The organism is Citrobacter sp. Marseille-Q6884, from assembly GCF_945906775.1.
In the GTDB taxonomy this organism is placed as follows: Bacteria; Pseudomonadota; Gammaproteobacteria; order Enterobacterales; family Enterobacteriaceae; genus Citrobacter.
Window position 1 is genome coordinate 1,510,102 of the sequence record NZ_CAMDRE010000002.1, and the last position, 26,176, is coordinate 1,536,277.

22 protein-coding genes, 2 tRNA genes and 4 pseudogenes are annotated in these 26,176 nt (G+C 45.9%); 15 read left to right on the forward strand and 13 right to left on the reverse strand.

Annotated elements, in window-relative coordinates; translation table 11 throughout:
• Positions 1–24: 24 nt before the first annotated feature.
• On the reverse strand, positions 25–744 hold the full coding sequence (locus N7268_RS22370; RefSeq protein WP_260864530.1) for an RraA family protein: 720 nt from the start codon (positions 742–744) through the stop codon (positions 25–27).
• A 334-nt stretch (positions 745–1,078) separates the two neighbouring features.
• Between N7268_RS22370 and N7268_RS22375 the strand changes: the two genes are divergently transcribed.
• Positions 1,079–1,807: a FadR/GntR family transcriptional regulator gene (locus N7268_RS22375; protein ID WP_260864531.1), complete on the forward strand. Its 729-nt coding sequence runs from the start codon at positions 1,079–1,081 to the stop codon at positions 1,805–1,807.
• A gap of 195 nt (positions 1,808–2,002) precedes the next feature.
• The gene (locus N7268_RS22380; protein WP_260864532.1) at positions 2,003–3,787 is read left to right on the forward strand and encodes a diguanylate cyclase; all 1,785 of its coding nucleotides are present in this window, start codon (positions 2,003–2,005) and stop codon (positions 3,785–3,787) included.
• Between the two features lie 56 nt (positions 3,788–3,843).
• On the opposite strand, the gene N7268_RS22385 is transcribed toward N7268_RS22380, so the two are convergent.
• The gene (locus tag N7268_RS22385) at positions 3,844–4,017 is read right to left on the reverse strand and encodes a hypothetical protein (RefSeq protein WP_198904324.1); all 174 of its coding nucleotides are present in this window, start codon (positions 4,015–4,017) and stop codon (positions 3,844–3,846) included.
• 212 nt (positions 4,018–4,229) lie between these two features.
• Here N7268_RS22385 and N7268_RS22390 point away from each other — a divergent pair, with 212 nt between their 5' ends.
• Positions 4,230–4,613, forward strand: coding sequence for a cupin domain-containing protein (locus N7268_RS22390; RefSeq protein ID WP_260864533.1), 384 nt, complete (start codon positions 4,230–4,232; stop codon positions 4,611–4,613).
• 452 nt (positions 4,614–5,065) lie between these two features.
• On the forward strand, positions 5,066–6,046 hold the full coding sequence (locus N7268_RS22395; protein WP_000019473.1) for an IS5-like element ISKpn26 family transposase: 981 nt from the start codon (positions 5,066–5,068) through the stop codon (positions 6,044–6,046).
• A gap of 38 nt (positions 6,047–6,084) precedes the next feature.
• On the opposite strand, the gene N7268_RS22400 is transcribed toward N7268_RS22395, so the two are convergent.
• Together N7268_RS22400 and N7268_RS22405 are read right to left on the reverse strand one after the other, a co-directional pair.
• Complete coding sequence (locus N7268_RS22400; protein WP_260864534.1) at positions 6,085–6,840, reverse strand: hypothetical protein; 756 nt, start codon at positions 6,838–6,840, stop codon at positions 6,085–6,087.
• 195 nt (positions 6,841–7,035) lie between these two features.
• Positions 7,036–7,893 (reverse strand): HNH endonuclease, encoded by an 858-nt coding sequence (locus N7268_RS22405; protein WP_260864535.1) that lies wholly within the window; start codon positions 7,891–7,893, stop codon positions 7,036–7,038.
• A gap of 145 nt (positions 7,894–8,038) precedes the next feature.
• Between N7268_RS22405 and N7268_RS22410 the strand changes: the two genes are divergently transcribed.
• From N7268_RS22410 to N7268_RS22425, 4 genes are all read left to right on the forward strand, one after another.
• Positions 8,039–8,767 carry a MerR family transcriptional regulator gene (locus tag N7268_RS22410; protein WP_260864536.1) on the forward strand — a complete coding sequence of 243 codons (729 nt, stop codon included), beginning with the start codon at positions 8,039–8,041 and terminating at the stop codon, positions 8,765–8,767.
• A gap of 352 nt (positions 8,768–9,119) precedes the next feature.
• Positions 9,120–10,079, forward strand: a complete 960-nt coding sequence (locus N7268_RS22415) for a YbgA family protein (protein WP_260864711.1) — start codon at positions 9,120–9,122, stop codon at positions 10,077–10,079.
• Positions 10,080–10,314: 235 nt separating this feature from the next.
• Positions 10,315–11,346, forward strand: a complete 1,032-nt coding sequence (locus N7268_RS22420; protein ID WP_260864537.1) for a GIY-YIG nuclease family protein — start codon at positions 10,315–10,317, stop codon at positions 11,344–11,346.
• A gap of 275 nt (positions 11,347–11,621) precedes the next feature.
• The gene (locus N7268_RS22425) at positions 11,622–12,248 is read left to right on the forward strand and encodes a hypothetical protein (RefSeq protein ID WP_167809193.1); all 627 of its coding nucleotides are present in this window, start codon (positions 11,622–11,624) and stop codon (positions 12,246–12,248) included.
• A 256-nt stretch (positions 12,249–12,504) separates the two neighbouring features.
• Here N7268_RS22425 and N7268_RS22430 read toward each other — a convergent pair whose 3' ends face one another.
• Positions 12,505–13,281, reverse strand: a complete 777-nt coding sequence (locus N7268_RS22430) for a hypothetical protein (RefSeq protein ID WP_167809194.1) — start codon at positions 13,279–13,281, stop codon at positions 12,505–12,507.
• Between the two features lie 694 nt (positions 13,282–13,975).
• Here N7268_RS22430 and N7268_RS22435 point away from each other — a divergent pair.
• A tRNA-Val gene (locus N7268_RS22435) sits at positions 13,976–14,052 on the forward strand.
• A gap of 12 nt (positions 14,053–14,064) precedes the next feature.
• Positions 14,065–14,141 (forward strand) — tRNA-Val (locus tag N7268_RS22440).
• 170 nt (positions 14,142–14,311) lie between these two features.
• Here N7268_RS22440 and N7268_RS22445 read toward each other — a convergent pair.
• Positions 14,312–15,217: pseudogene (locus N7268_RS22445) on the reverse strand (IS3 family transposase); the annotation flags it as partial.
• On the opposite strand from N7268_RS22445, the pseudogene N7268_RS22450 reads away from it, so the two are divergent.
• A pseudogene (locus N7268_RS22450) lies at positions 15,205–15,285 on the forward strand (hypothetical protein); the annotation flags it as partial. The pseudogenes N7268_RS22445 and N7268_RS22450 sit on opposite strands and share 13 nt — an antisense overlap.
• Positions 15,282–16,433: pseudogene (locus N7268_RS22455) on the forward strand (IS30-like element IS30 family transposase). The pseudogenes N7268_RS22450 and N7268_RS22455, both read left to right, overlap by 4 nt.
• Before the next feature lie 12 nt (positions 16,434–16,445).
• Here the strand turns inward: N7268_RS22455 and N7268_RS22460 are convergent.
• Positions 16,446–16,703 (reverse strand): annotated as a pseudogene (locus N7268_RS22460) (transposase); the annotation flags it as partial.
• 482 nt (positions 16,704–17,185) lie between these two features.
• Here N7268_RS22460 and N7268_RS22465 point away from each other — a divergent pair.
• Positions 17,186–17,881 (forward strand): EAL domain-containing protein, encoded by a 696-nt coding sequence (locus N7268_RS22465; RefSeq protein ID WP_260864538.1) that lies wholly within the window; start codon positions 17,186–17,188, stop codon positions 17,879–17,881.
• A gap of 112 nt (positions 17,882–17,993) precedes the next feature.
• Here N7268_RS22465 and N7268_RS22470 read toward each other — a convergent pair whose 3' ends face one another.
• From N7268_RS22470 to N7268_RS22495, 6 genes are all read right to left on the reverse strand, one after another.
• Positions 17,994–18,632, reverse strand: coding sequence for a LuxR C-terminal-related transcriptional regulator (locus N7268_RS22470; protein ID WP_260864539.1), 639 nt, complete (start codon positions 18,630–18,632; stop codon positions 17,994–17,996).
• Positions 18,633–18,665: 33 nt separating this feature from the next.
• A complete protein-coding gene (locus N7268_RS22475; protein WP_260864540.1) occupies positions 18,666–19,190 on the reverse strand; it encodes a fimbrial protein in 525 nt (174 codons plus the stop codon).
• An 11-nt stretch (positions 19,191–19,201) separates the two neighbouring features.
• A complete protein-coding gene (locus N7268_RS22480) occupies positions 19,202–20,140 on the reverse strand; it encodes a fimbrial protein (RefSeq protein WP_260864541.1) in 939 nt (312 codons plus the stop codon).
• A gap of 30 nt (positions 20,141–20,170) precedes the next feature.
• Positions 20,171–22,693: a fimbria/pilus outer membrane usher protein gene (locus tag N7268_RS22485; RefSeq protein WP_260864542.1), complete on the reverse strand. Its 2,523-nt coding sequence runs from the start codon at positions 22,691–22,693 to the stop codon at positions 20,171–20,173.
• Positions 22,694–22,738: 45 nt separating this feature from the next.
• Complete coding sequence (locus N7268_RS22490; protein WP_260864543.1) at positions 22,739–23,416, reverse strand: molecular chaperone; 678 nt, start codon at positions 23,414–23,416, stop codon at positions 22,739–22,741.
• 62 nt (positions 23,417–23,478) lie between these two features.
• Positions 23,479–24,009, reverse strand: coding sequence for a fimbrial protein (locus N7268_RS22495; RefSeq protein ID WP_260864544.1), 531 nt, complete (start codon positions 24,007–24,009; stop codon positions 23,479–23,481).
• Positions 24,010–24,539: 530 nt separating this feature from the next.
• Here N7268_RS22495 and N7268_RS22500 point away from each other — a divergent pair.
• On the forward strand, positions 24,540–25,202 hold the full coding sequence (locus N7268_RS22500) for a winged helix-turn-helix transcriptional regulator (protein ID WP_260864545.1): 663 nt from the start codon (positions 24,540–24,542) through the stop codon (positions 25,200–25,202).
• A gap of 80 nt (positions 25,203–25,282) precedes the next feature.
• Positions 25,283–25,921 carry a helix-turn-helix domain-containing protein gene (locus N7268_RS22505; RefSeq protein ID WP_260864546.1) on the forward strand — a complete coding sequence of 213 codons (639 nt, stop codon included), beginning with the start codon at positions 25,283–25,285 and terminating at the stop codon, positions 25,919–25,921.
• Positions 25,922–26,176: the final 255 nt, after the last annotated feature.

Below are 26,176 nucleotides of genomic sequence, written 5' to 3' on the forward strand. Positions count from 1 at the left end.
CGCATCATAGAGACAATCTGTCACTTACATTACGCCAAAGCGTTGGTACGCCTCGACAGCCCCCATTCCCTGGGCAATAGCATCACGGACTTTGTTTTCCATCGATTTCTTCTCAAGCGCGAGCCCAATGACCTCTTTTTCAACGCTTGCGGGAATAATCAAGACCCCCTCTTCATCGGCAACCACCAGATCGCCCGGCGTGATCAGAACGCCTGCGACTTTAACCGGAACACGGTAGTCGAGAACTTTACCTCTCACTTTTTGATCCTGAGCGTAACTGCCACGAGAAAACACCGGGAAATCCAGCGCCAGAATCTCATGCTTATCTCTGGAGTAGCCATTAAGGATCGCCCCTGCGGCGTTGAGATGCTGTGCGCGCGTGGACATTAATCCGCCCCAAAGTGCATAAGAAGGCGATGAACCACTCGCGATATACACTTCATTTTCAATCAGGCTATCCAGCGCTTCGAACATCACGCCAAACGCTTTATCACCGAGAGGCCCGTTCGTTTTTGCCCCCGGGAACGTCTCATAATCCGCCTCAAGCACCGGCATTGCCCGTCCGGCAATACGCATGTGATTCGCCAGCGGCTGCAGGCACGGGTCAAGAAATTGATGTTGTAATCCAATGCTATCCAGCACATCACCCAGCAGTGCCGTGCACAGGTTGGTCTTAATTTCTGCAAATAACGTCTTATCGCTCTCACACATATCCACTACCCCTTTATCATTCGTATTATTCATATCATACTGTCTACCTGTCAGACAGGTTAGCGAAAGATCGAGAAGGTGAAAAGACACTCAGCTTACTGATGTGATCGCTGTCGTATTTTTGCGCAGTCCCGTTCCGATGAATGAAGGAGGAAGGTATTGAAATGAATGGCTGTTATTTACCGCTAACGTCCTGGTTGTAGTGGATGTATCGAAACAACCGGATATAATCAGCGGGTTTTCCCTGTTCTATGGTGTTTCCCGGACCGCATGCGGAAGCGTCAATAACATGATGTGCTCATGAAACCTAACCCTGCCGACACCCGCCATCAGTCGGCAATCGAACGAAGAGAGTCGTGGAATGAATATGATAAAACCTGTTATCGAGAAAAGTACCCTCTCCGATCAGGTCAGAGCCTACATCCTCAATCTCATTACCACTCAAAAACTGGAACCCGGCTCAAAGGTCCCCAGCGAAAAACAATTAATCGAAACCCTGGGCGTGAGTCGTGGTGTCGTGCGCGAAGCGTTTCAGGCGTTATCGACGTTGGGTATTCTGGATATCAGTAGTGGAAAACATCCTCGCGTGCAGACCGTCAATTCCAGTGCGCTGGAAACCATTTTCAATTATTCGATGGTCACCCAGCAGATTTCTGCCAGTCAGATCCTTGCCCTGCGCAGTACGCTGGAAGTGCACTCGGCCATGCTGGCGGCGCAAAACGGTTCCGAAGATGATTTCGTCCGGCTGCAGGCGGAAATGGAGAAAATACGCGAGGTTTTTGGCGATCATCAGCAATTCATTATTCATGACGCCCGTTTTCATCTCATCCTTGCCGAAATGTCAGGAAATCCGCTATACGCACTCTTGTTACAGGCACTGCGCGCCGCACTGGAAACCTCTATCGCCGCAGGTTTAGATGCGCATGACATCAGCGATCGCCGAAAGCAAATCATTGATGTTCATCAGAACATTGTAGACAAAGTGTGCCAGCGCGATGTCGCTGGCGCAGGCGAAGCCATGCAAACGCATTTCACGTCGGCAATTAATGCCCTTATTGGGTTGCCAGACGTCGCCCAGGCACTTCCTGATAACTGATACGCCGAATACCTGACAGCGCCTTGCCGTAACAAGCAAACCGGGGTGATAACAGGAAAAAACACTGCAGATTTAGCATCGCATGACGATAACAGAAGGCGGCCTTTGGCCGCCTTTTTATTTTCACGCTAAATCATGCGTTTCCTATAATTGCAATCATGCTTATTCATTAATCGGCGCAGAAGGAACTAACAGGTGAGAATTGCCACAATCACAAACTGGGCCTACAGCGCAACGGTTTGCCTGACCATCGCCTCCGGCGTGGTCATGCTGATGGCCTCTGGCGCAGATAATACAGAGCGCCAGGCGGTGGAGCAGCGGTATATTTTCGATCAACTGACCGAAGAGGTGGAAATTGACGCCTGGTCGCTGTCCGATCTCGCGCGACTGTACGTTACCACTAAAGATCCGGCATCTCTGGATACCTATCGTCAGAAAGAAACGTCGCTGATCAACGTTGAGCATCGTCTGACGAAACTGAAAGACGCCGGAGCAACGGGCGAAGAATTGGCGCTGCTGCATGAAGGGTTGCAAATTATCGATGCGCTACAGAATGAGCAAGAAACAGCCATTTCCCGCGTCGCGCGTGGAGAAGCATCACAAGCCATTGCCCTGCTCTATGGCAAACCGTATGAACAACAGCTCGAACGTGCACAGGCTCAGATCGACCATTTCCGCCAAATGCTTGATACCCGCGTGCGTCACGCCATCAAGGAGGCAACACAGGCGTCCCGAACGCTGCGTACGCTGTCCGAAGTGATGGTCGGGCTGACAGCGCTTCTGTTTTTGTTTGTGCTTGGCTTCATTTTAAAGCGCCGTGTACTGCGCCCCGTCGTGCGTCTGAGCGACGTTGTTCATCGGCTGGCATCGCAAGATTATGCCGTTGAAACACCCAACTTTAGCCAGATTGATGAGATCGGCGATATGGCGCAAGCGATCCGGATTTTTCGCGAAAACGGACTGGCTCGCCAACGGCTGGAAAAAGAACGTGATGCCGACTGGGCCATTCGTGAACTGCTGGCGCGCATGACCCAGCGTTTGCAGGGTTGTGAAAATTTTGCCGACGTGGTCAATGTCGTGGAACGCTTCGCCCCCAATATAGCGCCGGGTGTTGCCGGACAACTTTATATTCTCGACAGAGAACCCTGGCAGATGCGCTGTGTCGCCAAATGGCTTTCACCGCAGACAGAAGCGGAGACGTTTCACCCGGATGAGTGCTGGGCAGTACGCCGTGGACAGAGCCATCCACCGGTCAATGGCGAGCCGGATATTACCTGCTACCACTTGCCGGCATCGTGCCAGGATCATTCTCTGTGTGTTCCGCTGATAGCCCAGGGTGAGGCTATTGGCCTGCTTTCTTTGCAAAATCTCAGCGATGAAACCACACCTTCGCGCGCGTATCTGGAACTGATGGCAGAGGCACTCGGTCTTGCATTAGCCAACCAACGTCTGCGCGATGCACTGCTGGAAAAAGCGCTCTACGATCCGCTGACCGGACTGCGTAACCGTCATCATCTGGAAGACACTCTGCGTTCGCAGATGAGTCACGCGATACGCCATAAAGAGGCCGTCAGTTGCCTGATGATCGACATCGATCACTTCAAAAACATTAACGACCGTTTTGGTCACGAAGCCGGTGACGGCGTGATCAAGAGCGTTGCCGCTGTCATTCAACGTGTCGTGCACGATAGCGGGATGGCGTTTCGCTATGGTGGCGAAGAGTTTTTAGTGTTGCTGCCTGATATGAACGAAGAAGCCGCTAACCGCTTAGCGACGGATATTTACAACGGCGTACACGAGCTGGCGCTACGCTTTGGTGTGTCAGATATTGGCCCGATTGATGTCTCTATAGGCGTTGCCAGCTATCCGCTGCACGCTCAAAGCGACAACCTGTTGCGCGCTGCGGATGTTGCACTCTATCGTGCAAAAGCGCTTGGGCGTTCGCGGATTGTCAGTTTTAGCATGCTGGAAGCGAGCTGATCGCCCCCAACGCGCATCCTGCTGAACCCGAAATGCGTATCTGTATCGGCCTCGCTTTACAGGCCGATCTTACCGGCTCTCAGCAGCACCATCTCTTGCTTACACAACAGAACAACCGCCTGGCGTCCCTTTACACGACGCGCGGTCAGCGCGCGCTTCACGGTACGGCGATTCGCCCCGGATTCCAGCATCTGTAAGCACAGCTCAGAAAGCGCATGTTTGTGTTTCATTAAATATTCACTTTAGTCGGTTAGCGGTGTAGCACCGGTAGATGCCCGCTATTTTACGCTGATTGGGTCTACTATGACTAACTGCACGGCAAAAATCGGCAGCGCCCTGTTGCCATTTTCCTCTCATCCCCACCTCGATGTGCACAAAAAACAACCACGGCGAGTATAATTTAAGAGCGGCCATGTGCGTAATCAATCTAAGGAGGTGCGCAATGGACAAAGCAGAAGTGAAATCATTTGGTACGCCAGACGAAATTCGCGAGTTTCCGCATGGACGGCTGGAACTGGTCAATATAGGCGGTGCGATCGTCGGGCGTGCAGTACTGGAACCGGGCTGGCGATGGGCAACATCCGTTCAGCCCATTGCCGGAACGGAGAGTTGTGAAGCCCCGCATTTTCAGTATCACGTTGCCGGGGTGCTCAGAGTAAAAATGGATGATGGTAGTGAATTTGATTGTCTGCCCGGCGGTTTGTCGCGCATCCCTCCCGGTCATGATGCCTGGGTGGTAGGAGATGAATCCGTCGTCATCGTGGATTTCCAGGGGATGGTTGACTGGGCCAAACATAAAGACATTGGATGTAACGACTCGCCATAGCCTCAAACCTCATGCCCCAGGTGCTATCGACATCTGGGGTTTCCTGTCCGGCCAAATCGCCTCATACCCAGCCCTTGCAGCCACTGTTAACCATCATCCTTTCAGCTGTTGTGACTGACATGAGAATCCATACTGACACTCTTCAGTTCATAGAGCCTTAATGAGAAAAGCTATGTGCCCTTTTCTTGTCGCTGGTTAGCGCTAATAGCGGGCATGACTCATACCGCCATATGTGAATCAATTTGGGTCAGGCCACTACGCCCCAATGATGCGCATGGGCGACCTTACGACATCTTTGCTTTGTAAAAAATCGCCCTGAATTCTAAGTGCGATTATTTTAATAAATCCCTCCAAACCTTCATACGTAGTCCTGGCAAGAGCTAGGGAAGGTGCGAACAAGTTCCTGATATGAGATCATCATATTCATCCGGAGCGCATCCCAGAGGGACATCATGAGCCATCAACTCACCTTCGCCGATAGTGAATTCAGCACTAAGCGCCGTCAGACCCGAAAAGAGATTTTCCTCTCCCGCATGGAGCAGATTCTGCCATGGCAAAACATGGTGGAAGTCATCGAGCCGTTTTATCCCAAGGCGGGCAATGGCCGACGGCCCTATCCGCTGGAGACCATGCTGCGTATTCACTGCATGCAGCATTGGTACAACCTGAGCGACGGTGCCATGGAAGATGCCCTGTACGAAATCGCCTCCATGCGCCTGTTTGCCCGATTATCCCTGGATAGCGCCCTGCCGGATCGCACCACCATCATGAATTTCCGCCACCTGCTCGAGCAGCATCAACTGGCCCGTCAATTGTTCAAGACCATCAATCGCTGGCTGGCCGAAGCAGGCGTCATGATGACCCAAGGCACTTTGGTGGATGCCACCATCATTGAGGCACCCAGCTCTACCAAGAACAAAGAGCAGCAACGCGATCCGGAGATGCATCAGACCAAGAAAGGCAATCAGTGGCACTTTGGCATGAAGGCCCACATTGGTGTCGATGCCAAGAGTGGCCTGACCCACAGCCTAGTCACCACCGCGGCCAACGAGCATGACCTCAATCAGCTGGGTAATCTGCTTCATGGAGAGGAGCAATTTGTCTCAGCCGATGCCGGCTACCAAGGAGCGCCACAGCGCGAGGAGCTGGCCGAGGTGGATGTGGACTGGCTGATCGCCGAGCGTCCCGGCAAGGTAAAAACCTTGAAGCAGCATCCGCGCAAGAACAAAACGGCCATCAACATCGAATACATGAAAGCCAGCATCCGTGCCAGGGTGGAGCACCCGTTTCGCATCATCAAGCGGCAGTTCGGCTTCGTGAAAGCCAGATACAAAGGGCTGCTGAAAAACGATAACCAACTGGCGATGTTATTCACCCTGGCCAACCTGTTTCGGGTGGACCAAATGATACGTCAGTGGGAGAGATCTCAGTAAAAACCGGAAATAACGCCAGAAATGGTGGAAAAAATAGCCTAAATAGGCTGATTCGATGTGTTTGCGGGAAAAAAATCGGCCCAGATCCGCGAAATTTTAATCAGCGAGTCAGCTTGGGAAGAAATGACCTGCTTATTCGCACCTTCCCTAGCATGATGATTTCTAATGTATTCCAGAAAATCATTTTCCCAAGACATCATTCGAATTGTTTTTGGATGTGGAGCCCTTATTGTAAATGCTGGCAATAATGGATGATTCAATTTTGCAAAGTGCGACACTGGGAGCTCATCGATATCCTTAAACACCAGGCCACTAAATAAATCGGATAATCTGCTATCATATTTTCGATTTGTGAACAGAATACAAACATCCGGTGAGAGCACTTCAATTTCTTCTTTTAAGATAAAATCGAAATTCTTGATAGACGCTTCAATCGCAGTACCATCGGGTGATCCCTCATCACAGTCAAAGCGATTAATGTTTGACCAGGCTATTGCATAAGGTTTTATATCTAAAGCCCTCTCTAATTTCCGGGTTACATTCCAAAAGGGAGAACTGACATATGAAGAACCAAAATTAAACGCTTCATATGTATCAAGTTGATCCTGTAAGGTTAAGGAGTTGCACCAACCATGAGTTTCCTGCCCAATAATCATCAACTTCGTTTTTTGTTTGCTATATTCACTAACGTTTACGCACAAAGGCCCACATAAATTTAACGATTCATTTTCATTATAGAAGGCCTTTTGCATATCCATATTAGCCAAATATAATTTACGCAACATTTCATTCATAAATTAGACTCCGTATATTTATATACATATTTATGTAGTCACCCGTACTTCGCTCATAGCAAAATTCCACCTCATGGGCCTACGCACTCAGTGCCAGAAAGGTCAACCACAAATCACTCATTACTCTTTATTGGATAAGTCAGTTTTTCGCTATCAGGTACAGCTAGCGTTTGAACAGATACGCTCAGTTTAACCTTAAGAGATTTCTCTACCCTGTTTTACCAGATGCTTAATGGTCGCATAATCATAATATCCAGCAGCGACTTGTTTGGCATATTCGATGCGTTGTAAAGCAACGGCCTTTTCATACATTGCACTTTTGACTGAAATTGCTAAAAAATGATCCATTTCTGCCAATTCGTCTTGCGTTCGGTCTACAGTACACAGATATCGCCGCTCGTGATGCGCAATCGCGCCGATAAGAAATGCAGCACGATCTGCAATATTATGTATGGGTTTGTCACCCAGTAGACTGTTACATTGTGGGCACGCAGGTACAGTGTGGCTACGGTCGTAATGTCGCACACCGCCTCGCCATGCAACAGAAACGACATGGTCACGAACGATACCAGAACGATAGTCACCGCAATAAATACAACGTGGTCGCTCTGAATCATGTTGGTTAATATTTAATGCCGCGTTAGCGGTGAACTCCTCGCGAACATAGGGTACAGGTTTTTTGCGCTTAGCCCGACATGCAATTACAGCTTTAATTGCCTCGTCCGATACCGTCTCATCTTCTATATTTTTTGTTTTTTTAATAGGGAGTGTTTTAACTTTACTCAAAGCAGCAGTAGCAAGCGAGCTAACCGCAGGAGTGGTTTTTTTTACATAAACAGGTGTATCAACTAATGATTCAGATAAACTAACTAAATTTACCTTCTTAGCATTGTCCATTTGAGAGCAGTTATTCTGATTATGTTTAACCTTAGATTTAGGCTTAACAATATAGACATAGCCGCTTGAAATTTTATTCACAATACACGTGAATTCATTTTCATTATAACGCCTGCGAAAGCTCTCCAGAGCCTGTTCTATCGTGTTGTATGCCACGCGATACACCTTTTCCCGCTGGATCACCAGAGATCATGATGATATTAATCATGAGACGATACTACATTTACCGTGTATTTATGTCTATCCGGCCTAACAAAGTTCGTAGTATATTGAATGTATTCTTTGTTATCAGGTGTTGGGTATGTCTTATTCCATCGGTGAATTTGCGAATCTTTGTGGGATCACCGCAACGACGCTACGCGCCTGGCAACGCCGTTATGGGCTTCTCAAGCCACAGCGTACGGATGGCGGACACCGGCAATACAGTGATGACGATATCCAGCAGGCGCTTAAAATCCTCGACTGGGTCAAAAAAGGCGTTCCGATAAGTCAGGTCAAACCGCTGCTGGCCCGCCCTGATGCTCAGCGAATGAATAACTGGCTCACCTTACAAGAGAGCATGCTGCAGCGCCTGAAAGAGGGGAAAATTGAACCCTTGCGCCAGCTTATTTATGACGCAGGTCGCGAGTATCCTCGCCCCGAGTTGGTTAGCGAAGTGCTCCGCCCATTGCGGGTTAAAGTCTCTGCCAACGTTCCCGTTATGATGACGCTGCGTGAAATCCTCGACGGTATTATTATCTCCTACACGTCGTTTTGTCTGGAGGGGGATAAGCGTGCTCCGGGCGATAACTACCTGATTACTGGCTGGCATCTGACCGACCCGTGTGAGATCTGGCTTGAGGCGCTTTGTCGCACTGGACAGGGACATCGCATTGATGTGCTTCCCATGCCACCGGCAACCCTGGCGCCCGACATTTTCCCCGAGCATAAGTGGCTGCTGGTGACCTCCAGCAAGCTCACCGAGGTTCGCAAAAAACAGATAGACCTCTGGCAGCAACAGGTCAGATCCCTCGATGTGATCTCGCTTTAATCCCCCGTCATTCCCCTTCCCCAGAATGTTAACTGGCCACTGTTTTTGTGGCTTTAGACATCATACCGCTCTAAAACCGTCAATTTAACTTGTCAGATTTTAATGAGTTAAAAAACACCCCACCTAAACTTGGACAAGCTTAATTTTTTGTCTAAGTTTAAAGTATGTCACTACGTCGCGAGATTCGCATAAGTGGAGGAGTTACGCGCTCGCAGCCCCCCATTTATGTATGACGATGGAGAGAGACAGCAGCAGTACCTTGCTGCCGTATTTTGATGAAGGGATGTTCCTGCAGGGCAACGATCATCTGTTCAGTAAAACTGAGTTGAAGCACAGTAGCGAGGAAGATGCCATGAATATGCAACCATTCATAGGGATCAGCGGCTGTTTAACGGGGTCTGCGGTCCGCTTTGACGGCGGGCACAAACGCGCCGCATTTGTGATGGACAGGCTGGGTAGATGGGTTTCGTTCAGGCCCATCTGCCCGGAGATGGCGATGGGTCTGCCGGTCCCCCGACCGGCGCTGCGGCTGGTACAAACCACCGCCGGGGATATTCACATGCGCTTTAGCCACGCGCCTCACGAAGACGTGACCGGTAAAATGGCCGACTTTTGCGAGGGGTATCTGAGCGGGTTGGGCGAACTGTCTGGTTTTATCGTCTGCGCCAAATCCCCCAGTTGCGGTATGGAACGCGTGCGCTTATATGACGAGAAAGGCAATCCCGGGCGCAAAGAGGGTGTGGGCGTTTTTACCGCCGCGCTGATGGAGAAATATCCGTGGCTGCCGGTGGAAGAAGACGGTCGCCTGCACGATCCGGTACTGCGCGAAAACTTTGTCGAACGGGTTTTCGCATTGCATGAACTCAATACTCTACGCAAAAATGGCCTGACGCGGCGAGTGATGCTGGATTTTCATAGCCGCTACAAACTGCAACTGCTGGCACATCATCAGGCAGGATACCGGGAAATTGGGCCGTTTGTCGCATCGCTGCATGAGTGGGAGGATCTGGAGGCTTTCTTTGATCTCTACCGCGATAAATTAATGGCGATCCTGAAGAAACCTGCCTTGCGTAAAAACCACACTAACGTGCTGATGCACATCCAGGGGTACTTCCGTAAGCAGTTAACGACGCGCCAGCGCGGAGAGTTGCGTGAGACGATCCTCAACTATCACGCAGGGCTGCTACCCATACTGGCTCCAATGACACTGCTGAAACATTACCTGGCAGAATATCCGGATGGCTATCTGTCGATGCAGAATTACTTTGACCCCTACCCGCCAGGTTTAGCGTTGCGACTTGCCGTCAATTGATGATACTTGATACCAAGAGCCGGGGCGGAATGATGAGTAATGCAGAGCTCGATGGTTTGATTTCCGCTTCTCGCTCTTGGTGGGCCTGAGGAGCAGCTGGTTGGTCCGCTCCGTGCCAGGAGCTGACCCTAGCGATCAAACTCTCGATGGATGTATTTAAAATATATGGTAATTGATTATTATTTTTTACCACGTCATAATGAGGATATATTGATAAAAAATTAAGATGGTAAATATGGCTGGCGAAACGAATGGATACGTATACATATTGGAAGTTTCTGATATTGACTTACCTGTATGTAAAATTGGAATGACGACCAGAGATCCAACCTCTCGATGTGATGAGATAAATAAAAGCTCTACAGGTGATTTTATTTGGGCTGTTTCTCACTCTATTTTTGTTAGTGATTGTAAAAAATTAGAAAGATTAATTCACCAAAAGTTAAGTCCCTTGCGGCAAAAAAGAAGAGAGTTTTTTAATTTACGCGCAGATGATGCATACAAAGCAGTAATGTCAATTTTTGAATCTCAGGATGAGATACAAATAATGATCGAGTCGAAATCGAAATCCTTATCAATAATTAACCCAGACCATAAAGTTAAAAAGAATCAAAGTTATCTGTCCAGACATTCTTCTGCTGAGTATGCAGAGATATTACAGTCTTTTTGCGAAGTCCTGGGTGTGAAAGGAAGGGCTTTTGGCCAGCTCAATAAACCATTTTTTGGCATGAGCGATGGAAATGAAGGCGTTCAATGGAATATTTCTGTGTGTACGCAAAATAATAAAATCCGTATGGGTGTTAATCTTGAAGGTAAAAAATACAAAGATTGGCCTATAGCTAAGCTTATTAAATCGGAGTTGGCAGCCCCTGGGTTGCTAAGTGTTATGCAAGAATCAGATTCTGAAGACGAAATTATTATGGCTTTTTATCGGGATGCCTGGCAGGTGACATCTAGACCTGAAATTAGAGAGAAATATATAGGTGGCAGGGAATTCAACCTCAATGAACTGACTCATGGGGAATGGAAGCGTATTTTAAATGAAGCTTTAAATTGCTTAGATAAAGAACGTGATTATAAACGGAGAAATATGCAGGATGTTACGATAGTAAATAAAAATGGTAGTGTTCTTGTCCGTACCATGCCAGTTTCCCCTCATTTAACAATATGGTCTCCATTAATAATTGACGATAATATTGATAGTTCAATCCGAAATAAATTTAATCAATTGATTCATATTCATCGTTGGATGATGCAGTTAAGTTGAAAAATTAAATTTGTTATGTCCGCTCTTCGCTCACAGCGGATCTTCAGCTCTGTTAGCTTGTCCGCTCGGTGCCAGGAGCGGACTAGTGATCGCTAGGCTTGAATCCATTCGTATTAGCGCCAAGTGGATAATAAATGGTGAAATCCATTAGTCATTACTTTATCATAAGCTCGTTATCGTTATATAAAGATTTTAGTATTCGTAATTCTTTTCTTTGTTTTAGATGATGAAAATTACATGATATGATGTGAAGAAGTATAGAGGGATTAATCATCATGAAAAAAATAATATATACTTTTTCTTTGGCTGTGGCTTTATTATTGGCGTTAAGATGTGCCGCCTATATTGATTTTTCTGAAAAAGACATGATCAAGTCAATCATTCCTGCTTGGATTCAAGCCATCGGTAGCATTTTAGCAATTATTATTGCCGGTATGATCTCGGCCAATCAAATTAAACATGAGAAACAGCTTGAAAAGAGAAAGGTAGCAGAGTCAGATTTGGCTAAAATGCATATAGTAAGAGCGCTGATAATACGTTCGTTAACTTTAATGAATGAGGTTCGTCAGGCAATTGAGCGTGGCGAAGAAAGCGACTTTCAGCAAGTGTCTCCTTGGACTATGCGTAATACAAAACGTGCAATTGATAATTTAAATTTATTTGAAATACCAGAGGGGATGTTAGCTCTCGATCTGTTGGCTATAGGTCCATCTCTCGAGGAAATAGCAACCTTATGGGAGCGGTGTATGGAGGAGTCACTACATACTGAAAATAACAAGCCAACTATTGATTCTTACAATGAGCTTGATCAAGGCTCTCAAGAGGTTTTGAAAATATGTGAAGCCGCTTTTAAATTGGCTACACAAGAGGTTAATCGGCTTGCAGCTATCGTTAAAGAGTAACTTTCACATAGGAATTTATTTTATATGTGCTCTTAGAGTACATTACTTTTAGTAATTTGTACTCTTTGGCTGTATATGCCGACAACGATATAGATTTTAAAGTATTACTGTGAATTTATGGGGTAATACCATTATAAGCCGATTAATCCCCCTAGATTACTTACCTATCCTTGAAGAACTGTCCTACAGCCCGCTTCGTGTCATAAGCGGGCTGTAGGCATAGAATAACTAATCAATCATTAGAGTGAGACTATTTTCAGCTTTGGTGAGGTGGGATGATGATTGCTTTAGAGTTTAATAGGACACTCCGGTCGCTCCCTTCGTATCTGGATGTAAAGCCCCCTATTTTTTTCTCCAAGAAATCAAACCAACTTCTCCCTAGATTATCTATAAAATCAACAAATGAATCATCTACTCGATTGCTATAGCTAGGGGTCCAGATTAATTTAGGTTCATTTGAACCTTCGATTTCTACATAGCGATTTAAGGTCATATATAAAAAGCAATCTATTGAGGAGTAGGAGTGAGTCAATGCATCGCACGCTAAAGCTTGAACTAGAAAAGGCGAAATCCCAGTAAAGCCATCATTGATAAAGAATAAAACGCCGTTGGCGTTAGGAACATTAAAATGTTTTTTTGTTTCTTTGATTTGTTTGTTTGCTTTTTTTAAAATCCTAGTAATTCCCGGTCGGGCCAGTCTTATAAATTCAATCTTAAACCAATCTGGATAATAATCGCGCCCACCCATAAGCGAAGGTTTCCAATGTGGGCATTCATTTAGCAATTTTTCCATAATTTCTGAAAATTTTATTTTCGCACCTTCTTGATCAAGAAACTCAGTCTCAATCTCTTTTAGCTCTCCTATTATCTTATTGTCCATGAATGAATAGTCAGCATTTTCAAATGATGGATTCCCAGGTAAAACATCAGAAATGATACATCCCCCATACTCTCGGACAAACGAATGAAAAGTTTTTTCAACTGGCAAAGGGGAATGCGGACCAATGTCCCAAAAATTTACAGCGTTGCTCATATCAACCTCTTGATTAATTTCGAACAATACTTAACTAAATAAAATTGGAATATAACCAATCTAAAATCATATCACTAGATTGTGATAGGCTCCGTTAATTGAGTTTTAATATAACCTGTCACCAGATTGAGTTTCTGTCAATAAAGATCATTTTTTTGATTTCGATCTCAAAAATATTAAAAATTGCACCTGGATTTGAATGTATGGATCAAAATATATATTAATAGCCTACCCTGAGTGGCCTTCTACAGTCCGCCTCTCGCTCGCAGCGGACCTGACAGCTAACTGGTTAACCCGCACCAAACTATGAGCGGGCGTTACTGATACCAAGAAGTTAGCCTGTCCATGCCGTCGATACTCCATACGGTAAAGACCAAAACATATCGCTGGCGAAGCGTGGTCATAAGGTCCACCTGACTACATCCGACCCGGCGGCACATTTGTCTTACACGCTGGATGGTTCGCTGCCAAATCTTCAGGTCAGCATGATGAACAGCAGGATGCCGACCCAAATGCCCCCATTATGCCCCCAGCGCGCTATGTGAGTAAAAAACACGCTGCAAAATCAACAAAATATAATCAACTTGCTTAATTACTCTGCAATCGCGTGAAAACATGCAGAAAAATGCTATTTCCCTCTTGCCTCATTCGGTCTGTGCCGCTAATATTCGTCCCCGTTGTCACCTACAACGTTGCGTTCATAGCTCAGTTGGTTAGAGCACCACCTTGACATGGTGGGGGTCGTTGGTTCGAGTCCAATTGAACGCACCATCTCATATTTGTGCGTCCGTAGCTCAGTTGGTTAGAGCACCACCTTGACATGGTGGGGGTCGGTGGTTCGAGTCCACTCGGACGCACCATTCAGTTATCCAGTTATCTTCTTAAAACCCCTTATTTTTCCGAAATTTGCAGATACCGCAGCCAGACATGGTGTGTGCTCTGAAATGATTCTTGTACGCATTTTCCATTTCCATACCAGCCCACACTGATACTCTATATGTCGGTTGTTACCTGTCTGCAACTGAAGTGGTCAACTAAAACTGGCCACAGCTTTAGAGTTTTTCCAGTATCGGTTTTCCGATTCGTTTGGGGGTAACCCACCGTTATAGTCATGCGGCCTTAGCGAGCTGTAATAACCGACGATATAGTCTGTGATCGCATGAGCAGCTTCGCTAAAGTTTATATAACCTGTCACTGGCACCCACTCGTTTTTCAGACTTCTGAAGAAGCGTTCCATCGGGCTGTTGTCCCAACAGTTTCCACGTCGGCTCATACTCTGCCTGATCCGGCAACGCCACAGTAACTGCCGGAACTGCCTGCTTGTATAGTGGCTACCCTGGTCACTGTGGAACATCACTCCGGCTGGTTTACCGCGAGTTTCCCACGCCATTTCCAGCGCTTTGATGGTCAGCCTGCTGTCTGGTGAGAATGACATTGCCCAGCCCACCGGTTTCCTTGCGAACAGATCGAGAACAACAGCGAGGTAAGCCCAACGCTTGCCTGTCCAGATATACGTCACATCGCCGCACCACACCTGATTAGGCTCTGTCACTGCGAACTGTCGCTCAAGGCGATTCGGGATAACGATGTGTTCATGACCACCGCGTTTATACCGGTGGGTAGGTTGCTGACAACTCACCAGCCCCAGTTCTTTCATGAGCCTGCCGGCAAGCCAGCGTCCCATTCTGAAGCCTCTCAGGGTTGCCATAATCGCTATACTTCTTGCGCCAGCAGAGCCATGGCTGATGTTATGCAGCTCCAGAACCTGACTGCGTAACACCGCTCGCCTGCCGTCTGGCTTTTCGGGGCTTTTTTCCCAGTATTTGTAGCTGCTGCGATGAACCCCGAACACGTGGCAGAGTGTGACCACAGGATACTGCGCTCTGAGTTTCCCGATTAACGAGAACTGTTCAGGGAGTCTGACATCAAGAGCGCGGTTGTAGATTCAATTGGTCAACGCAACAGTTATGTGAAAACATGGGGTTGCGGAGGTTTTTTGAATGAGACGAACATTTACAGCAGAGGAAAAAGCCTCTGTTTTTGAACTATGGAAGAACGGAACAGGCTTCAGTGAAATAGCGAATATCCTGGGTTCAAAACCCGGAACGATCTTCACTATGTTAAGGGATACTGGCGGCATAAAACCCCATGAGCGTAAGCGGGCTGTAGCTCACCTGACACTGTCTGAGCGCGAGGAGATACGAGCTGGTTTGTCAGCCAAAATGAGCATTCGTGCGATAGCTACTGCGCTGAATCGCAGTCCTTCGACGATCTCACGTGAAGTTCAGCGTAATCGGGGCAGACGCTATTACAAAGCTGTTGATGCTAATAACCGAGCCAACAGAATGGCGAAAAGGCCAAAACCGTGCTTACTGGATCAAAATTTACCATTGCGAAAGCTTGTTCTGGAAAAGCTGGAGATGAAATGGTCTCCAGAGCAAATATCAGGATGGTTAAGGCGAACAAAACCACGTCAAAAAACGCTGCGAATATCACCTGAGACAATTTATAAAACGCTGTACTTTCGTAGCCGTGAAGCGCTACACCACCTGAATATACAGCATCTGCGACGGTCGCATAGCCTTCGCCATGGCAGGCGTCATACCCGCAAAGGCGAAAGAGGTACGATTATCATAGTGATCGGAACACCAATTCTCTAACGTTCCAGAAATATCGATATCAGGCGCTCTCTTGGGCATTGGGAGGGCGATTTAGTCTCAGGTACAAAAAACTCTCATATAGCCACACTTGTAGACCGAAAATCACGTTATACGATCATCCTTAGACTCAGGGGCAAAGATTCTGTCTCAGTAAATCAGGCTCTTACCGACAAATTCCTGAGTTTACCGTCAGAACTCAGAAAATCACTGACATGGGACAGAGGAATGGAACTGGCCAGACATCTAGAATTTACTGTCAGCACCGGCGTTAAAGTTTACTTCTGCGATCCTCAGAGTCCTTGGCAGCGGGGAACAAATGAGAACACAAATGGGCTAATTCGGCAGTACTTTCCTAAAAAGACATGTCTTGCCCAATATACTCAACATGAACTAGATCTGGTTGCTGCTCAGCTAAACAACAGACCGAGAAAGACACTGAAGTTCAAAACACCGAAAGAGATAATTGAAAGGGGTGTTGCATTGACAGATTGAATCTACAGTAGCCTTTTTTAATATGTCGTTTTCCATTTCAATGCGTTGTAGCTTTTTCTTCAGCTCACGTATTTCAATCTGTTCCGGGGTTATAGGGGAGGCTTTAGGTATTTTGCCCTGTCGTTCATCCCGCAACTGCTTTACCCATCGCGTCATGGTAGAAAGACCCACATTCATAGCACTGGCCGCAGCTGCAACGGTGTAGTTCTGATCAAGGACCAGTTGAGCGGATTCGCGTTTAAACTCTGCGCTGAAATTTCTTTTTTTCATTGGGACACCTGTATTGTTCTGAGATGAGCATATCACCTCTGTTCAGGTGGCCAAATTCAGTAAACCACTTCAAGTGACAGGTGTGTCAGACGAATGGCCAACCTGAGGTGTTACTGATTGTATAAAGTCTATCTTTGGACATTTTCCCCCTTTAATTAGTAATTAATTTACCTGATAATACTTACATAAGTATTTAACCATAATCTTTAAATCAGCGATATTTTAACCTCATAAATTAACGAGTATTTAATATCGTCAAAACATGATTATAACATTGATTAATACTTATACCTTATAATTCAAAGTTTTTTTTTGCAGAGATATTGTTGTTTTACCAAAGTGACGACGCTCTTTATCTTTAATAAAATCATAGTTCCTTAATACCGACTGCGAAGATATCTTGCCAGCGCGCAAACACTTATTAACAGGAATGACAATTTTTAAATTGTAATGTTATAGTCAATTCCAGAGAACATTAAAAAATGAGCATTGAAAAAGACCATAGCCACCCTCTTCTGGGTAACGGGTTCCTCAATGAGATAACGGCATTAAGACTGCAACCTCTTGTCGTTCTCAATACAGGAAGAACCTTTGCGTACGAGGTTTTGTCAAAAACGAAAGATCATAATCCAGAACAATTTTTCTCAATGCTTCCTGCCAATTTACTTTTCGAGATTTTTTCACATCAGATTAAAATCCTGAGAAATGTGCCAGGCCAATTCTGGTTTAATCTTCCTGTAGATGTGTTCACTGATCCATCTTTCATTTCCCAGTTAGCAGAAACGGACCATCAGGGACGATTTATTCTTGAAATTCAGAACCCGGCAGCATTAGTTAATTTAACACCACAGAAACTGGAGAATTTCAGAATAGGTATACAATCGTTACGCAATAAGGGCTGGAGTATCTGGCTTGACGATATTACATATGAATTAGCTCAAAAAATCGCACAGTATAATCTTGATATCAGCGGTATTAAGATCGATCGTTCTGAAGTTACTAATAATTCTGAATTGATAATAGTAGTTCACACAGCAAGAAAAATGGCCTCTCAAGTACTAATAGAAGGTATTGAGACAGATGAAATGCTTCAAAAAGCATACAATGCGAATGCTGATTTTGGACAAGGTTTTCTATGGGAAGAAACGCAACCGATACCATTTAAATTGGAACAATAGAAATACCAGAAATTGTTAGCGCCAGCAATTTCATATTATTAACCCACCTGGACTTGTATTAATCCCTTCCCCTCACTCAACCGAACAGACGCATTCTCTGAAACAGAAGTCGTTAAAGGTTACAGCCAGGAACCAAACCCGGTCTCAGTAATAAATCCCTCTCACTTAAACGATTAAGAAAGACAAGCAACTCGTAATCACTCTGCAACATGAATTTCTTCATCACGTTATATTTATTGCTAAAAATGGTCTTATAGCTGAGATCATACAGCGAAGCAATTTCCTTAATAGAATGGCCATGGTGAATATTGGACATTACTGCCAGTTGTTTTTTCGATATTTTCACGCGCTGACAAGTCGAGCATGAACGATAGCAGTCGATTCGGCGTCCCATTTTAAAGGATTCCCATTGCATAATAATTTGCTGGCTTATTTCTCCCAAATCACCGCCTCTCTCTATGAAAACAATATCTGAAATGCAATTCGGAAAGATGGATTTTGCGTGGTAATTTTCATTGGTAATTCCAATGATAACGCTTCGTTTCCGGGACATTAACTCTGGTGTACAGATTAATGCCTCCCCCTTACAATACTCCATCATAATTATGTCAGCTTTTTGTATGTTTTCGATGTTAAACTCAAAAAGAAAATTTACGTTCTCACAATAGTTATTTAAAAATAAATCGCTTAAGAACTTTTGCATACCGTCCCGGTACAGGGCATAGCTGTCTTTAATCAGGATTGTGGTCATTTAACCATCCATTATGGATTTATACTAAAGATTTTATTGATAAACAAAGGTCGCCGTGACTTCTGACTTAATCGTCCCGGGTGTGACTGCACCATTCTGGGTATAAGCGCGGGCACGTAAAGAATAGGTGACGGCATTACTGACAACATTTCCTTTTATTGATTTACCATCGCCGAGTTGATCTCCCGCCTGACTTTGCAGTTGCACCGCTACGTTAATTGCAGTCCCGGTATTGACATACATATCCTGCGGATTATTAGTGTCGGCTGTGCCGTGCAGGGTCATTATTGCGGCAACCGTGCCCGCCGGGCATGAACTGAGATTAATAGTAAAGGGGACCCAGGTGGTGGATGAGCCGGCTGCCAGTAAATCAGATGCCTGTATAGCCTGACCTAAATCGACTGCCTTTTTTATACTGTCGCTGCTGACCTGACAGGGCGAAGCTACTATATTTCCGGTTACTGTAAGTGTTACCGGATCTGCGGCCTTAGCTTCCAATGCAGTAAGTATACTTCCCATAACTAAAACAGTGAGTCCAATCTTGTTTACATATTTCATATTTAATCCGGTTATTGATAGGTTATATTCAGTGTGGCTGTTGCATTTGCTGTTCCCGTTGCAACCGACGATTTAGTCTGATAATAACGGGCAGTGATAGGGAAGCTTTCCTGACCACCGTTTGATTTTTTCAAAACGATCCTGTTATTCAGTACTAATGGTGAATTATTATAAATAATTTGCACGCCTACCCCTTTGGCAACCTCAGGGTTTCCTTGTCCAGTAAGTGCCAGCACAGTGGTATTACTCACATCCGGATTTTGAGTGCCTGACAGAGTTACATTTATATTGGCGCCTGAACTGCAGGTTAATCCCAGAGTTTGTGTGTTTTGAGCACCTGCCGGTAGAAATCCGGCACTACTACTGAACTGTGATATTAGAATATTCCCAATCGGAAATGATAAACTCATGTTATTTACAGTACACGATGTGACGGCCACTGAATTGACTCCTGTAAGCATATGTCGGATCACTACCGTGCCGTTGTCAACAAATACGTTTCCCATCTCACCATTAATGAGATTTCCCGCCGATATTGTGCCTGTTTTAATTAATGATATATAAGCAGCAGTGGCAAATCCTTTGCTGTTTCCCTGTATGTACGTGGCGGTTGCGGGGATACTGTAAGCACCATCCTGAAACTTAATCCCAACCCCAGGAATATTCGTTGAATAAGTTCCACTCACACCTGTTAGCGCCGCCCCAGGATAGGACATCCTCGTATATTCATATCCACCATTTGTACAGGTATCGTATTCTGTATTTGGTGAGGATGCGGTAATCGTTGACAGGACAGTTCCCACAGGGGCGTCGCTCTGAGCGACCACATTCCCAAAGCTATAATAAATAGTTGCCAGGGATCCGGATGGTAAGCAAGATGCCCTGCTCTCTGTAAAACTAATCAAGCAGGCAAACAGAATGATAATTCTCAGAAAATATTCTATTTTCATTACGTTCTTTCTTCGCTCAAATGCAAGTAATTAACGACAGGCGGCATTAATTATAACAATGCCATTATGTTGTTCTGGTTGAGGCTGGATTTTTTGAACGCTGCACTTTTGATTTATACCCCATTGAGCAATCAGATATTCTCCCTCTTTATAACCCGTTATAAAGACCTGCCCCTTATCGCCAACAATGAAACTTTTTTCATTATCACTACTGGCACTGAGTATGGCTCCGAATGGCACAGGTGTTCCATTATCCTGTGTCAGGGTAAGCAACATTCTGATACCTACATCAGCAATATAATCTGCACGTACAACTGCGCCACGAGTGGGGACGACTGTTTTATTAGTCAGTTCCAGTTCAACGTTATCCGCTAACGAATCAGTTAATAACGCCACATTATTTTTGCGATAAACGGAAAGATTGCTGACCACGGTATAACCACGCCAGTCAGTTTTTGCACCTGTCTGGTTCAGCACACTCACGCCCGTTGCTCCAGGCGCCTTTATCAATACATTGGTTTCCCCCAGCGGCTGGCTAAAAGTCACACCATCGGCGTGCGCCAGGATCCCGCCCTGTAGTCCATAGTTCAGACGATCGCTATCCCTGCCATAACCATATCCTGCGGTGACTTCTCCGTAGGCTCCTTTATAGTCGGCATTGGTTGTACCGGTATATTCCACACCATCCGTGCCGTAACCTTGCTGCAAGCTCCAATTGAGCGAGTTGTTTTCCAGCGCCATACCGCTCAGACCCACAGAATGCGTTGTGCCGCCGTTCTTACTGGCGTTTACACTGTAATTAGCCCATGTCTGCGGCAGAAATTTATCCAGCGGAATACTGATATTCACCGCCAGTTGCTGATCCTTAGCATAATATGTGTGCGTGCCTAAACCCGTTGTAGAGCCGTTTTGGCTATTGGTATAGGTAAGCCCGTAGTTAATACCTCGCCAGGCATTGTTATAGCCCACGCTCCATGACCGCATGGTATGGCCTGAGTTCCAGTAATTTTCCCGTACAGCGCTGAGCATCACCGAGCCCAGGTCAGCGCCGAGAGTCTGGCTCATGGTCAGCTCCATCCTGTTACGGCGGCGCTCAATCATCATGCTGTCGTGGCTGTAGGAATCCAGGACTTCCTGCATGCCGTAGTAACCGCTGGTTGAATAGCGATAGCCTGCAATCGCGAAGTTTGTCCCGGTCCCGACAATGTTTTTGCTGTATCGCGCCCGCCAGGACTGCCCGGTTGCATTTTCATCGTTTTTGGGTTTGGACCAGGCCTGGGTGATATCAGCGGAGACTGCTCCGAAATCACCCATATTCTTACCCACCCCGGCAGCAAGAGACTGGTATTTACCAGACTGTTGTCCGCCCCCATAAAGAGTAAATCCGCGTGGCAGACCATAAATAGAGGTCGCCTGGGCAAAAGGCGTTTTATCCACACTGCTGTTGTAAGATCGATACTGACCACCAGTCAGCGCGTATTTGAGACGGCCTTCGCGCTGTAACACCGGTAGCGAAGCAAACGGTACTGTAAAATGTTGCTCACTGCCGTCAGCTTCTTTAATGGTGACATCAAGATCGCCCGCGCCTCCGGTCGGATACATGTCAGTTATTTCAAACGCGCCTGGGGCGACATAGCTCTGATAAATCTGGTATCCATTCTGTCGAATGATGACCTGTGCGTTGGTACGGGCTATGCCGCGAACTATCGGCGCATAACCTTTCAGCGAATCCGGCAACATATCGTCATCGGAGGCCAACTGAGCACCACGAAACGGCATACTGTCAAAGACATCGGCTGGTGCGGAACTGTCCCCGACGGTGAACTGCGCCTTAAAAGGAATAATGTCTCGCTGAGCATAGGTGTAAACCGTATCCCATTTATCCTGCCCGCTGCTGTCACGACTCCAGGTGGTATAATTTCGCAGACGCCACGGCCCAACGTTAATGCCCGGACGCAGGTTAGCATACTGGCTGTTATCGCTGCGAACGTTGTTACCGCTTTGCCGATTGTTCGCACCACTGAGGCTGTAATTAAGCATGGCGGCGGTGATCCCTTCATCCCACTGTTCCGGCGGAACATAACCACGCGCCTGCGTTGACAGCGCAGCCTGCGGAATACTGATCAACAGACGCTGAGAACCGAACTGAAAGTCGGTAGACGCCTGTGGAATAGCTGACAAGTCGGCACATTTATCACGGGTGTCCAGCCCCGGAAAAAGCTGCGTTTTGATTCCCCAGCTTTTAAGCTGCTCCATTGTCAGACAAGGCGTCAGGACCGAATCACCCTCTTTATCAGTTGTACCTTTGAATTCAATGTCACGAGTATCGAGCAGTTGTTCATCCACAACGATATCAACATGATACGTGCCGGGTGCCTGCGCGCCCGCTTCAAAGGCAGAAAGATCTGCTTTGCCTGCGCCAGGATTATCAATCTCCAGCAGTTCCGGATTAAACGTATCGCGGGCGATAACGGGTTGACTCACCCCGCCTAATGCGACTGCAATATAAAGAGCCAATCTGGCGGGTTGAAAAATTGCGTGTTGCCTGGCCATCATTTATAACCTGCCATTCCAGTATTCAATGCGGTCATTTTTTTGTTACAGGTTCGCACTATGTTTTTTGCCCGGACCGCCGTAATCATTGATGATGGTGTACGTGAGCGCGCCACCACTCACTCCTTTTGGCAACGCAAATCTTGCCGTCGAGCCAGGGAGGACATAAGACACATCTTCCAGCCTTTTTCCGCTGACGGTTATTTCATTGAAATTCATGACATAAGACGTAGGGTTTGTGACAAGCAACCCGTCTCCTGAGCGGCTCCAGCTTAATTTATTTGCAACCTCTTCCGGGGTTGTACCTTTTAGCGTAGCTGGGCGATAAATCAGTTTAATGCGTGTTTTTACAGCAATCTGTAATGTATTGTCCTTTTTAGGTGCAGAAGGAATGGATTTAATATTTAACCAGTACAGGCTTTCTTTATCATGAGGTAATGAACCAGCCATAATAATGCGTTCAACATTCTGCTGGTCTTTATCCAATCGATAAAGTGGAGGGGTAATGATAAAAGGAGCTTTCTCTGCGCCGCCATTCTGTGTTTCTATCCAGGACTGAATCAAATAGGGTGTAGCGTCCGGATTATTAACACTGATGGAAGCTTCCTTTTTATTGCCATCATAGATAACGCGAGTTCCGCCGATGATTACACCAGCATGTGCGGTTGATACATCAGCGATGATAAAAGCTGCGGCAATAAAAGCCCGGCAAAGAAAGTTCATTTTATACCTCGGGTAAAAATGAGGCCGGAAACCGGCCTCACACATATTTCAGGTGTAGAAAATTAGTTGTAAATCACGGAGAAGCTGGCAACAGAGTTAGCCGGACCTGCAGTTACAGTACCTGACGTTGATTTATACTGGGCATAGAAATCCAGCGAATTATCTGCAGTGCTGGAAAGTTCGTAACGGTAGGTGTTATCGCCGTGCAGCGGCAGCGGAACCATATCTGCAGTAAGCAGGTTGATCGCCACGCCCGTTGCCGCGCCAGCGACCGTGCTATCGATAGCCAGCAATGAGGAGTTCGTAGGCTCCGGCGTACCATCAAACATGACATGGGCCTGAGTAACAGTGTCAGGACAATCTTTCAAAATAATATTGAATTTTTTGGCTGCAGTAACATCCCCGCTGTTTGTAAATTCACTTTTATTATAAGTCCCCAGCGCGACAGTCTGGTTCTGAGATGCCACGTCAACGCTGCAGGCAGCATCCAGAATTTCACCGGTGAAATTTACCGTACCAGCCGCAGCGAAAGCATGAGAAGCAGTCAATACAGTAGCTGCCGTAATAACAACGGCGATCAGATTCTTTTTCATTTATTTTTCCTTGCATGTCAGGTTTCGTTTAAAACCATGGGTGGTTATAAGCCGGAACACCTTTTAATTACCATCATCACTATGATCATTCAGAATCCATATCTAGCATAAGGCGTGATACATACACTCGAAATAAACATGCGTATCTCGTCATTAAGTCAGATTATTTTTTCTGTAGACTGAAATTTATAGAAACATTAATAAAAACTCAAATTCATTTTATTCCAGGCTTGGAGTGATTAATTAACAATTTATTTTCATTTCTTTTTATTTAAAAAATAACTCACTTATTTCAATGGGTTACCCACGTCAAAATGACAGAGCCGCAAGAGAAAACGGCTTATAATGTAAGCGATTTTTCACAGCACGCTGTTTAATCTTGGTTTAATCTTGATTTAATTTTACAGGTATTACGAACATGTTAAAAACAAAGTCTATTTTGACACCAAAGAATCATTTATTTCTGTAATGCCTGCGCAGATAATCCCCCGGACATCTTTATGAGAAAAAGATTATCTGGAGTTGATTGTATGAATACCCGAATAACAAATTTTGACAACCCTGAAATAACCTCTCTTCAGCAGCTTAAACCTACCGCTGACATCAAAAAAATCGTTGAGCTAATAAGTCCCTTCGGCACTTTTTTTAATCCGCGTAAGGGCGAAATTCTTCGTTATTCTACCGGAGGGAAACGCATCTGCTATTTACTCCATGAAGGAAGCGTCACTCTAAATCGTAGGGGAGATGGTATGGTGTTAAACTCTGAACAAGGCATGTTTGTTCTGGGTGTAAGCAACCAGTTCTCATGCTCTGAGAATCTTTATATCCGGGTAACTGAAAATGCGCTGATGAGCCGCTTACCTCTGGAGCGTTTCAACCTGCTCATTGAGAGTTTCGGCCTGTGGGGCAGTTTATGTAAGCTGTTAATCTACACAGCATCATGTGTTTATGAACATTGTACACTGATTTCGCAAATGTCATCCTATGAGATAATCCGTTATCAGCTGATGGAGCTCATGGCTGAATCAGAGCGTATACGTGACAATATTACAGCAGCCAACTATATCCAGAGCAGAACATATCTTTCACGGAGCGGTATCATGCGCATCCTCGCGGAACTGCGCGATACTGGTTACATTGAGCTTAATCGTGGTGTATTAAAAGCAATCAAATATTTACCTTCAAAATTCTGACAACAGACCCTGAATTTATGTGAGTCATCCCTGTCCTGACGCTACACTTAGCTGAAAGCGGATATTTTGACAGGACTCTTATGGCTACCGGCGTCACGCAATCTTTGATTTTACAGCCTTCAGAATTTGTTCCACTGCTGATTGAGCACTTAAAACGCAATGCTGAAATAAAGCATATCCTTGCGCGTCGCCGTTTAGGGTTCCAGCTGAAGGGAGAGAGCTTCTGTTATCTGATAATCAAGGGCAACGGCACCATTCACCGGAGCCGCGATGATCTCTTAATGTCCACCTTTACCGCGCCAGCATTGTTGGGTTTGGATAACTTGTATCGGCGGGAAATTGATGCTTATATCAGAACTCTGGTCCCTTCCGATATTGTCACGCTGAAAATGGCGGATGTTCACAACATAATCAGTGAAAATCAGCTCTGGGAACCCGTCGCAAAGCATATGATGATTGTTTGCGGCAAGCTGTTCCGCTCTCACGAACACCTCTCTGCCCCTTCTGCCTATCAGATTGTGCGTGCACAGCTCAATGAGCTGTTTAACGAAAAGCCGGAGATCAGAGAAAACATGACGGCAGAGCGATATATTCGTGACAAATCGCATTTATCACGCAGTGGGATCATGCGAATACTTGCCGCCCTCAAAGAGGGGGGATTTATCGAACTGGACAGAGGCGTACTTAAAAATATTATAAAGCTCCCTGAAAATTTTTAATCCATCTCTAATGCTGGCCTGGTGAATCGGGAAATCGCCCGATTCGGCGTGTGAAAACGGCGACTCCTCCTCACTGCTCTGAATTTCATCATAACCTGACAAGAAAAACCTATTTGCTGAGAGAGACCATAATGATCTCAATGATTATCTGAAATCCAATAATGCTTCGGTTCAAGTCCACTCGTACGCACCCTTTCACCGCCTCGTGAAATAGTGCAGCTTTTAGCTTTTCGTTCCTGCATCAGATGATTTATC

Coding starts and splice junctions, on each gene's coding strand:
- N7268_RS22465 (WP_260864538.1), top strand. CDS start 17,186: ATGAGCATTGAAAAAGACCATAGCCACCCTCTTCTGGGTAACGGGTTC.
- N7268_RS22430 (WP_167809194.1), bottom strand. CDS start 13,281: ATGAGCAACGCTGTAAATTTTTGGGACATTGGTCCGCATTCCCCTTTG.
- N7268_RS22400 (WP_260864534.1), bottom strand. CDS start 6,840: ATGAATGAAATGTTGCGTAAATTATATTTGGCTAATATGGATATGCAA.
- N7268_RS22500 (WP_260864545.1), top strand. CDS start 24,540: ATGAATACCCGAATAACAAATTTTGACAACCCTGAAATAACCTCTCTT.
- N7268_RS22395 (WP_000019473.1), top strand. CDS start 5,066: ATGAGCCATCAACTCACCTTCGCCGATAGTGAATTCAGCACTAAGCGC.
- N7268_RS22390 (WP_260864533.1), top strand. CDS start 4,230: ATGGACAAAGCAGAAGTGAAATCATTTGGTACGCCAGACGAAATTCGC.
- N7268_RS22490 (WP_260864543.1), bottom strand. CDS start 23,416: ATGAACTTTCTTTGCCGGGCTTTTATTGCCGCAGCTTTTATCATCGCT.
- N7268_RS22495 (WP_260864544.1), bottom strand. CDS start 24,009: ATGAAAAAGAATCTGATCGCCGTTGTTATTACGGCAGCTACTGTATTG.
- N7268_RS22470 (WP_260864539.1), bottom strand. CDS start 18,632: ATGACCACAATCCTGATTAAAGACAGCTATGCCCTGTACCGGGACGGT.
- N7268_RS22370 (WP_260864530.1), bottom strand. CDS start 744: ATGAATAATACGAATGATAAAGGGGTAGTGGATATGTGTGAGAGCGAT.
- N7268_RS22475 (WP_260864540.1), bottom strand. CDS start 19,190: ATGAAATATGTAAACAAGATTGGACTCACTGTTTTAGTTATGGGAAGT.
- N7268_RS22485 (WP_260864542.1), bottom strand. CDS start 22,693: ATGGCCAGGCAACACGCAATTTTTCAACCCGCCAGATTGGCTCTTTAT.
- N7268_RS22420 (WP_260864537.1), top strand. CDS start 10,315: ATGGCTGGCGAAACGAATGGATACGTATACATATTGGAAGTTTCTGAT.
- N7268_RS22410 (WP_260864536.1), top strand. CDS start 8,039: ATGTCTTATTCCATCGGTGAATTTGCGAATCTTTGTGGGATCACCGCA.
- N7268_RS22415 (WP_260864711.1), top strand. CDS start 9,120: ATGAATATGCAACCATTCATAGGGATCAGCGGCTGTTTAACGGGGTCT.
- N7268_RS22385 (WP_198904324.1), bottom strand. CDS start 4,017: ATGAAACACAAACATGCGCTTTCTGAGCTGTGCTTACAGATGCTGGAA.
- N7268_RS22480 (WP_260864541.1), bottom strand. CDS start 20,140: ATGAAAATAGAATATTTTCTGAGAATTATCATTCTGTTTGCCTGCTTG.
- N7268_RS22375 (WP_260864531.1), top strand. CDS start 1,079: ATGATAAAACCTGTTATCGAGAAAAGTACCCTCTCCGATCAGGTCAGA.
- N7268_RS22505 (WP_260864546.1), top strand. CDS start 25,283: ATGGCTACCGGCGTCACGCAATCTTTGATTTTACAGCCTTCAGAATTT.
- N7268_RS22425 (WP_167809193.1), top strand. CDS start 11,622: ATGAAAAAAATAATATATACTTTTTCTTTGGCTGTGGCTTTATTATTG.